Origin of the sequence: Rhodococcus sp. T2V, assembly GCF_029269925.1 — a bacterium.
Classification (GTDB): domain Bacteria; phylum Actinomycetota; class Actinomycetes; order Mycobacteriales; family Mycobacteriaceae; genus Rhodococcus_F; species Rhodococcus_F koreensis.
Genome location: NZ_JARJBD010000268.1, coordinates 1 through 1,767, shown reverse-complemented (window position 1 = coordinate 1,767; position 1,767 = coordinate 1). Strand labels below are relative to the sequence as shown.

1 protein-coding gene is annotated in these 1,767 nt (G+C 65.0%); it reads left to right on the top strand.

The annotated features are described in order from the left end of the window. The coding region (locus P3H15_RS53790; RefSeq protein ID WP_276144789.1) for a hypothetical protein at nucleotides 1-1,688 on the top strand (1,688 nt) is incomplete at its 5' end. Between the last annotated feature and the right edge of the window lie 79 nt (nucleotides 1,689-1,767).

Here is a 1,767-nt window from a genome sequence, read left to right as displayed (position 1 = left end):
CGTCGATCGGGTGTATGAACCGTCGTAGCGGTTGGTTGGCCTACTGGCCGCCCGATCGTCCGGAGCTCATCATGACCCTACCGCGCAGCGTCGCCGACGTGTTGACCACACACACCCTCTTCGAGGTCGAGTGCATCGACCGGATGTACCTCAATGTCTACGTCCCCGGTTTGCAGTACGCCCCAGGTCTGGTCGCCTACGTGCACCGACAGCTCGGGTTGCCGGTCGCCTCCACCGCCCCGCTCGCCAGGATCACCGACCGCTTCGCTGCGGCGGTGCACCGCTTCGCCGACACCCGCCGCATCCCGTGGGTGGACTTCGCCAGGGGCCAGCGCAAGGACGATGTGATGCACGAGTATCTCGAGCATTTTGCTGCGCCCGAGGGGGTGGTGTTCGTCGGACGGGCGCAGGAGAGGACGCCGTTGTTCCGCACCGAGAAGCGCCGCGACGTCGACGGCAAGAGTTATCCGTGGATCGTCAAGTCCACCGGCGTGGTCAACCATTACTACTTCTATTGCGTCGACGCCGACTTCGGCCCGTTCTTCCTCAAGTTCTGCTCGTACTTTCCGTACAACGCCAAACTGTGTATCAACGGCCACCATTGGGCGCAGCGTCAGGCGGCGAGAGCCGGGCTCGGGTTCACCGCACTCGACAACGCCTTCGCTGCCGTTGACGATCCGGCCGCGTTGCAGGCGATCTGTGACCGGCTCACCGGTCCACGCATCGATGCCCTGCTCCGCAAGTGGCTGGCGATTCTGCCGGACCCGTTCACGGACGCCGACCGGGATGCCGGCTACCGCTACGACCTGTCGGTGCTGCAGGCGGAGTTCTCCCTGACCCAGATGCTCGACGCGCCGGTCTCCGGGCGGGTGTTCTTCGAGCAGGTCATCCGCGACAATCTCGACGTCGGTCGCCCGGACCAGGTCACGTTGGTCTTCGACCGGCGGTTGATGCGCCGGGGGCCGCGTGCCACCCCGGGACGATTCCGCACCCGGGTGATCACCGAGGGCGTCACCCCGAGCCTGCACGTCGACTACAAACACACCACCATCAAGCAGTACCACAAACAGGGACGCGCCCTACGCACCGAAACCACCATCAACGACACCCGCGATTTCCACCTCGGGAAACGACTGACACATCTGCCCGCCCTGCGGGAGATCGGCTTTCACGCCAACCGACGCCTGCTGCGCGTCCAACGACTCAGTCACGACCCGATCACCGGTGCCGACGCCCTCACCACGATCACCGGGCCCGTCACCACCGCCACCGGCACCCGAGTGCCGGGACTGCGATTCGCCGACGGGCGCAGCCACGCCCTGCTGTCTGCGCTGCTGGTCTTCCGGCTGCACCCAAACGGTTTCACCAACAAGGACCTGCGCACCCTCACCGGCGAGCTGCGCGGACTCGACCCGGGCACGGTGTCCACCGGGCAGATGACCTACGACCTGCGCCGCCTGAAAACCCGCAACCTCATCGTCCGGATCGAAGGCACCCACCGCTACCAGGTCACCGACCTCGGACTCGACACCGCGAAGTTCCTCACCTGTGTCCACGATCGGGTCCTACGCACGGGTCTGTCCGAACTCGCCGCCCCGACAACCACTCCCGGCCGCCTGCGATCAGCTGCCACCGCCTACCGCATCGCCGTCGATACCCTCACCGACACAGCGCAACTCGCGGCCTGAAATATCAAGCAGTCGAACATGACCCGAACATCACAAAACTTGACTCAATAATCTGGCTACGCCGCTTTTAGCTACCTAG